Origin of the sequence: Nonomuraea sp. NPDC049400 (assembly GCF_044466425.1) — a bacterium.
Taxonomy (GTDB): Bacteria; Actinomycetota; Actinomycetes; order Streptosporangiales; family Streptosporangiaceae; genus Nonomuraea.
On the sequence record NZ_JBITMP010000088.1, the window covers coordinates 24,414 to 31,240 of the forward strand.

General features: G+C 66.4%; 9 protein-coding genes and 1 other annotated feature. Of the genes, 5 read left to right on the forward strand and 4 right to left on the reverse strand.

All coding sequences use genetic code 11. The features are described 5' to 3' along the window. Window positions 1-155: 155 nt before the first annotated feature. The 3 genes from ACIBVN_RS57460 to ACIBVN_RS57470 all read right to left on the reverse strand — a co-directional run bounded on the left by ACIBVN_RS57460 (window position 156) and on the right by ACIBVN_RS57470 (window position 1,359). Window positions 156-353: an integrase core domain-containing protein gene (locus tag ACIBVN_RS57460; protein ID WP_397150842.1), complete on the reverse strand. Its 198-nt coding sequence runs from the start codon at window positions 351-353 to the stop codon at window positions 156-158. Next, a complete protein-coding gene (locus ACIBVN_RS57465) occupies window positions 326-1,003 on the reverse strand; it encodes an IS3 family transposase (protein ID WP_397150844.1) in 678 nt (225 codons plus the stop codon). Before ACIBVN_RS57465 ends, ACIBVN_RS57460 begins: the two co-directional genes overlap by 28 nt. Continuing rightward, window positions 968-1,081: a sequence feature (AL1L pseudoknot), on the reverse strand. It overlaps the preceding gene by 36 nt. Then, window positions 1,039-1,359 (reverse strand): transposase, encoded by a 321-nt coding sequence (locus ACIBVN_RS57470; protein ID WP_397150846.1) that lies wholly within the window; start codon window positions 1,357-1,359, stop codon window positions 1,039-1,041. Its footprint overlaps the feature before it by 43 nt. Before the next feature lie 123 nt (window positions 1,360-1,482). Between ACIBVN_RS57470 and ACIBVN_RS57475 the strand changes: the two genes are divergently transcribed. Both ACIBVN_RS57475 and ACIBVN_RS57480 read left to right on the forward strand, forming a co-directional pair. Next, window positions 1,483-2,004, forward strand: a complete 522-nt coding sequence (locus ACIBVN_RS57475; protein WP_397150848.1) for a hypothetical protein — start codon at window positions 1,483-1,485, stop codon at window positions 2,002-2,004. Window positions 2,005-2,015: 11 nt separating this feature from the next. Further along, complete coding sequence (locus ACIBVN_RS57480; RefSeq protein WP_397150850.1) at window positions 2,016-2,936, forward strand: hypothetical protein; 921 nt, start codon at window positions 2,016-2,018, stop codon at window positions 2,934-2,936. A gap of 498 nt (window positions 2,937-3,434) precedes the next feature. Here ACIBVN_RS57480 and ACIBVN_RS57485 read toward each other — a convergent pair whose 3' ends face one another. Continuing rightward, on the reverse strand, window positions 3,435-3,710 hold the full coding sequence (locus ACIBVN_RS57485; protein WP_397150856.1) for a recombinase family protein: 276 nt from the start codon (window positions 3,708-3,710) through the stop codon (window positions 3,435-3,437). A 230-nt stretch (window positions 3,711-3,940) separates the two neighbouring features. Here ACIBVN_RS57485 and ACIBVN_RS57490 point away from each other — a divergent pair, with 230 nt between their 5' ends. The 3 genes from ACIBVN_RS57490 (at window position 3,941) to ACIBVN_RS57500 (ending at window position 6,668) form a co-directional block, all read left to right on the forward strand. After that, a complete protein-coding gene (locus ACIBVN_RS57490; protein WP_397150852.1) occupies window positions 3,941-4,516 on the forward strand; it encodes a multicopper oxidase domain-containing protein in 576 nt (191 codons plus the stop codon). 113 nt (window positions 4,517-4,629) lie between these two features. After that, window positions 4,630-5,400, forward strand: a complete 771-nt coding sequence (locus ACIBVN_RS57495; protein WP_397150858.1) for a multicopper oxidase family protein — start codon at window positions 4,630-4,632, stop codon at window positions 5,398-5,400. Window positions 5,401-5,585: 185 nt separating this feature from the next. Continuing rightward, entirely contained in the window at window positions 5,586-6,668 is a 1,083-nt protein-coding gene (locus ACIBVN_RS57500; RefSeq protein WP_397150854.1) for a hypothetical protein, read from the forward strand. Window positions 6,669-6,827 lie beyond the last annotated feature (159 nt).

The window sequence follows — 6,827 nt, forward strand, 5'->3', positions numbered from 1 at the left end:
CGAAATCCGACCAAAATTTCCCCGGGGCTACAGGAACCCCTCGTGACAGGGGCGGCAGACCGCCAGGGTCTTGCGCCGCATCCTGGTTATGAGGGCCGCCCGCGGGGGCTGTGAGGGGCCGTGATCGTTCCGGACAGGGGAACTTGCGGTGGACTCTACGCGGCCATCAACGGTGTGTAGTACTCGTTCAGTACCTCCAGCGGAGGTCGGCAGCCGAGTCCTGAATGCAGTCTGCGGAGGTTGTAGAACCCCTCGATGTAGCGGATGACCTGCTGCTTGGCCTTGGCCCGGCTGGTGAACACGTACCGTTTGAGCCATTCGTTCTTCAACGCGGAAAAGAACGATTCGGCCATCGCGTTGTCGGACTGACCGGTGCGCCCGACCGAAGGGCGTATCTGCACTCGTGCAGGACCTGGCCGAAGGCATCGGAGGTGTGAGTTGCACACCCCGATCGGAATGATGCACCAGATCCCCATCCAGGCCCCTCACGCCGCGACCAGATCGCCATTTCAAGCGCCGACAACGCGAGATCCGCCCGCAAATTATCAGCAACCTCCCAGCCGACAATCATCCGCGAATACAAATCCATCACGAACGCTGTGTACACCCACCCCGACGCAGTCGCCACGTACGTCAGGTCGGCCACCCACCGACGGTTCGGCGCCAGCGCAACGAAGTCCCGCTCCAGCAGGTCAGCAGGCAGCACCCCGCCGGCCGACAGCGTCGTGCGGGGCCGCTTACGGCGCGCGCACGCGCCCTCGATACCTAAATCGCGCATCAGCCGCTCGACCGTGCACCGCGCCACCTCGATTCCCTGACGATTCAATTCACGCCAGACCTTGCGCGCCCCATACACCTTCCTGCCCGGGTTTTCCCATACACGCATGATCTCGACTTTCAACTCCTCATCGCGACACGCAAGAGCCGACGGTTCGCGCTCGCGTCGCTTCGCCTCGTGATAGGTGGACGGGGCAAATTCCAGGACCGCGCATATCGGTTCCACTCCGAACCGATCCCGATGCAGGTCAATGAACTCGATTAGCGCGGCAGTCTCGGGTCGAGTTCCCGGGCAAAATAGGCGGATGCCACTTTGAGGATTTCGTTGGCCCGGCGCAGCTCACGTACTTCCCGCTCCAATTCCGCGATCCGCTGCGCATCGCTCGATGTGGTGCCCGAGCGCTTTCCCTCATCGATTTCCGCCTGCCGTACCCATGAACGCAGCGCCTCGCGATGCACGCCGAGCCGGTCGGCCACCCGGGCGATCGCCCCGGCCTTGCCTCCGGTCTCCTCACGCAGGTCGAACACCATCTTGATGGCGCGGTCACGCAGCTCTTGGGGGTACTTCCTTGGTGCGGGCACGACTCCCAGCCTTCCAGTCTTGGGAGCCTCCAACCAACCCGGGGCAGCTCAAAGCAAGACAGAAGGCCAAGGTGGCAGGCACCGTTCCGCCATGGCGGAACGAGAGCCCGTATCAACCCCGGCTTGGCCAAGCGCCTCGTCGCTGGTGTCATCCGCGACAAGGTGGAGGCGATCACCGAAGCGGTCGCCGAGGAGGCGAAGGGCCACGCGCCGGACGCCAAGCGATGGCACGCCACCAATGGTGCCGACGCCCGCCCTTCACACCGGCACGCTGACGGGCAGACGATCCCGGCCACCATCCCCTGCCGGCTCCCCAATATGAAGTACACAGGCCAAGGCGGCGGCCGGCGCGGACCAGGCGCGGGCCCGGATAGCTGGGTGACATTCAGCACCGTGGACCTCGCCGACCGGCCGCGTGATCCAGACCTGCCGATCCACCAAAGAGTGAACTGCGAGTGTCAGAGCATCCAGCTGCTGGTTGACGCCGTGGCGTCGCCACCGTTTCAAGCTCACCAGGCTGGGCGGCGCGCCGGCCGCGCCCGAACCGGCCGCGCCGCCGCTCGCGTCCTCGAACGTGACGCTCTGCCCCTCCACGCTGGCCTGCTTGATCAGCCGCGTGGCCGGGGCATCTGCGGGACCTGCTGATGGCCTGCGGCGTGCTCCCGGTCGTCGACAAGCAACTCCTGCACACCGAGACCTGGCTCACCCACCGCCTCGCCGAGCTCGACGGCCACACGCACCAGCCGCTCCTGCGCCGCTTCGCCACCTGGCACCTCCTGCCCACCCTGCGCGCCCGCGCCGCCCGCCAGCCCCTCACCGCCAGCGCTCGACAGTTCACCGGCGAGCAGTTCGCCCACGCCCGGGTCTTCCTTGCCTGGCTCGATGAGCGAGGGCTCGACCTACCACGGTGCGGGCAAGCTGACCTGGATGCTTGGCACGCCACCCACCCCAAGTCCCAACGCAGGGCCCTCGCATCCTTCCTGACCTGGGCCATGAACAGCCATCACATATCCCGCCTCGACCTGCCCGCCCTGCCACGCGGGAACTCCGCACCGCTGACCCAGCGGCGCCGTCTGGAGCTGATCCGCCGGGCAGCCACCGACGATCAGATGCCGCTACGCGCCCGGGTCACCGCCTGCCTGGTACTCCTCTATGCCCAGCCCATCACCCGCATCATGCGCCTGACCCTCGACGACATCAGCATCAACGACACCGAGGTACGCCTCCGACTCGGCGACCCACCCTGCCCGGTTCCCGAGCCGTTCGCCGCCCTGCTCCTCCAACTCGCCGAGTCCCGGGCGAACATGAACACTGCGGCCAACCCGCGGGCCCGCTGGCTCTTCCCCGGCCAGAGCGCCCGAGAACTCCTCAACGCAGCCACCATTCGGGAGGAACTCCGGCTGCTCGACTTCCCCAGCGGCGCCGCCAGGGAGGCCGCGCTGCGCCAGCTCGTACTGCAGGCTCCAGCCCCGATCGTTGCCGAGATGCTCGGCTACACCCCTCAAGCCACGACACGCCAGGCTGCGGCAGTCGGAAGCCCTTGGAGCCGTTACGCCGCCGGTGACCACTCAAAGTGACCACCGATCTTCCCGCACAAGTGAATACAGATCACTCGATCAACGATCTCTGCCAGTATCAACCCCCTTTCATAAGCGGTCGATGGCGCCGTCCTTGGAGACGACGCGGGCGCGGCGGAACTCCAGGTCCTCGGCGTTGAGGCTGAGGATCTCCTGTGCGCGGGCGGTTGGTGTCGTACAGGAGCCGCCGCAGCACCCGTTCCGGGGTTGAGAGCCTGCGGACAGCCGTTGGCGGTACCCGCGAGTAACTTAGCTGGACGCTTCGGCAGGGTCCTCGGTCGGGATGAGCGAGGGCGGACCCGGCTGGCCGGGCAGTAGCCCGGTCAGTGCGGTTCGGATGGCGGCCCGGCTCACTTCATGCGCACGGGCAAGAGCCGCGATCGAGGTGCCGCGGTCGGCGAAACGCCGACCGCACCTCCTCAAGTCGGGCGCCAGCCAGCGCGGGCGGCCGGCCGCGATAGCGACCTTCGGCTTCAGCGGCGGCGATCCCTTCGGCGGTCAGCTCGTTCTGCAGGTTGCGCTGGAACTGCCCACAGCGGTGATCACGTTGATGAGCAGCGCTGTCGTGGCGTCGTTCGCCGCGAGGTCATGGAAGTTCGACAGTGGTCCCGACAGGACGCGCAGGGCGACGCCGCGGGCCTGGCACCAGTCGCGGACGGCGTGGATGTCGATCAGGTCGCGGCACAGCCGGAACAGCTCCGAGACGGTCAGGACGTCCCCGGGGTGCGCGGCGGCGACGACCTTCGCGAACGAGGGCCGCTCCAGCGCCGGGATCTTCGAGGTGGTCGCCGGTCCTCAAACAGCAGCACCCCCTCAGCTGCGCGGCCGACACGTGAGGGGCAAGGCGGTCTTCGACCTCGAGTGACGCCGGACCGCCGTGATGATTCGTTCCATTTCTGCTTATCCGCTAATAATCAAGGTCGGTACAGCGTCTTCCCTGACGCCGCATGCCCGCACCACCAAAGGCGGAAATGGCGTCATGGACATATCGTCAGGATTCCATCGTGCATCGACGTAAGTTCCTCACGGTCGCCGCCCTGTCCGGCTTGGCAGCGGCCTGTGGCTCCGGTTCCGAGGCCAGGTCCTCGTCTCCGGCGGCTGCACTCGACTTCGCCAATCCTCTGCGGGTGCCGCCGCTTCTTCACCCCGAGTTGAGCAAGGACGGCGTACGACGCTTCGACCTGTCCATGCAGGCGGGCCGGACGCAAATCCTGGCCGGCAAGCAGACGCCCACCTGGGGTTTCAACGGAGCCTTCCTCGGTCCCACCTTGCGGGTCAGCCGCGGCGACAAGGTCCACATGGCCGTGTGCAACGGGTTACCGGAGGTCAGCACCGTGCACTGGCACGGCATGCGCCTGCCGGCCCGGATGGACGGCGGCCCGCACCAGCCCATCCAGCCCGGCGCCGTCTGGACGCCGCGCTGGACCATCGACCAGCCCGCGGCCACCTCGTGGTATCACCCGCATCCTCACGGCACGACGGCGCGGCACGTCTACCGCGGCCTGGCCGGGATGTTCATCGTCGACGACGACCTCGATCTCGATCTCCCCGCCGAGTACGGCGTCGACGACTTCCGCTGATCCTGCAGGACAAGAAGTTTGCCGCCGACGGCTCCTTCGACGGCGACCCGCTGAAGGGCACCTTCGGCATCCTGGGCGACCACATCCTCGTCAACGGCACCCACAACCCCCACCTGACCGTCACCACCGAGCGGGTGCGGTTCCGCGTGCTCAACGGTTCGACCGCCCGGATGTACAACCTGACCTTCGCCGACAAGCGCCGCTTCCACGTCATCGCCAACGATGGCGGCCTGCTCGGCGCCCCGGTCGAGGTCGAGGAGTTCTCCCTCACCCCCGGCGAGCGCGCGGAGATCATCGTGGCCTTCGCGCCCGGCGAGCAGGTGGTCCTGCGCAGCGCCGACAACGGCGTCGACATCGGCCAGGGCGACTTCGACCTGCTGAAGCTCATCGCCGCCAAGGACCTCAAACCGGCCCCTGACGTCCCCGCCCGCCTGGCCCCCCTGACTCCCATCACCACGCCCGCCGATGCCAAGGTACGGCGCTTCAGACTCAGCGGCCACGACGCCATCAACGGCAAGGAGATGGACATGGCGCGCATCGACGAGGTCGTGCCCGCCGGCGCCATCGAGATCTGGGAGATCGAGAACAACGTCTACTCCCACAACTTCCACATCCACGAGGTCGCCTTCCAGGTGCTGGAGATGGACGGCTCCCCGCCGCCCGCCTACGCCACCGGCTACAAGGACACCGTCTACGTGCCCGCCAAGAGCGTCGTGCGGCTCGCGGTCCAGTTCGGCGACTTCACCGACCCTGCCTCGCCGTACATGTACCACTGCCACATCCTCCGCCACGAGGACTCGGGGATGATGGGGCAGTTCGTGATCGTCAAACCCGGTACCGAGAGTCAGGTGAACCTCACCATCCCCACCCACACAGGGCACTGATCAGGTCCGGCCGCGGGCATCTGGTCCAGGCGGCGGCCGCCTGTGCGCGCCGCCGCTGAACCTGTGGGGCCCAATAACTCGAATCACTACCAGCGCAGAGGCCCTCGTCCGGTGGGACGGAAGGGTGAGGGCGTCGAGCAGCCAGCCCAGGTCGCCTGGGATCATGTTTCGTGATCTTGTCTACGGTGTACACCATCGCCCGGCGCCTGCTGTCCTTGCCCGCACTTCTGCTACGCCGCGATGTCTCCAAGGAGGCGGAACTGCTGGTGCTTCGGCATCAGAACGCGGTCCTACGCCGCCAGGTCCCACGGGTGCGGTACCACCCAGCCGATCGCCTGTGGTTCGCGGCGCTCTCGCACTTGATACCCCGTCAGCGCTGGGGGAAGATCTTCCCGATAACCCCGGCCACGCTGCTGGCCTGGCACCGCAAACTCGTGGCGAAGAAGTGGGACTACAGCAAACGTCGCCATCCCGGACGGCCACCGACCGCAGCTGCTGTCAAGGCCCTCATCCTGCGCATGGCCGCGGAGAACACAGGGTGGGGCCACCGCCGCATCCATGGCGAACTGACCCACCTCGGCCACAAGATCTCTGCTTCCACCGTATGGAACATCCTCAACCCGGCTGGGATCGACCCCGCTCCGCGCCGCAACGGGCCAACGTGGAAGCAGTTCCTGACCACCCAAGCCGAGCACATCGTCGCCGTTGACTTCATGCATGTGGACACCGTCAGCCTCAATCGCCTGTATGCCCTGATCATGCTCGAACATGGCAGCCGCCGCGCCCACCTGCTCGGCATCACCGCCAACCCCACCGGCCCATGGACCGCCCAGGCCGCCCGCAACTTCCTGATGAGCACCGACACCGACATGACGAAGCTGAAGTTCCTGATCCGCGACCGTGGCAGCCAATTCACCGATGCCTTCGACGCGGTCTTCGCCGACGCCGGCCTGCGGGTCATCAAGAGCCCACCGCAGGCCCCGAAAGCGAACGCACACTGCGAAAGGATCATCGGCACCCTACGCCGCGAACTCCTGGACAGCACGCTCATCACAACGAGCACCATCTACGCCGAACCCTCACCCGCTACCTGCAGCACTACAACACGGCCCGACCTCACCGCGGCATCGGACAGCTGTCCCCATCACAAGCCGAAACAAGCCCGCCAACCCCCATCGACCTGGCCGACCACCGCGTTCACTGCAGAGCCATCCTCGGCGGCCTCATCAACGAGTACCGGATCGCCAGCTGATCAAATAGTCGGCTGACGCCACCCGAGAACCGGCAGGTCGGACACCGCATCCTATTTTTGAGCCCCACAGGGTCGGCGGGGGGGATATCACTCTAAGTGTGGAAACGATCACTACGGGTAGATTAGTCAAGGTAGATCATCTTAACGCTTCGGGGGGAGCGTCCATCATGACGAA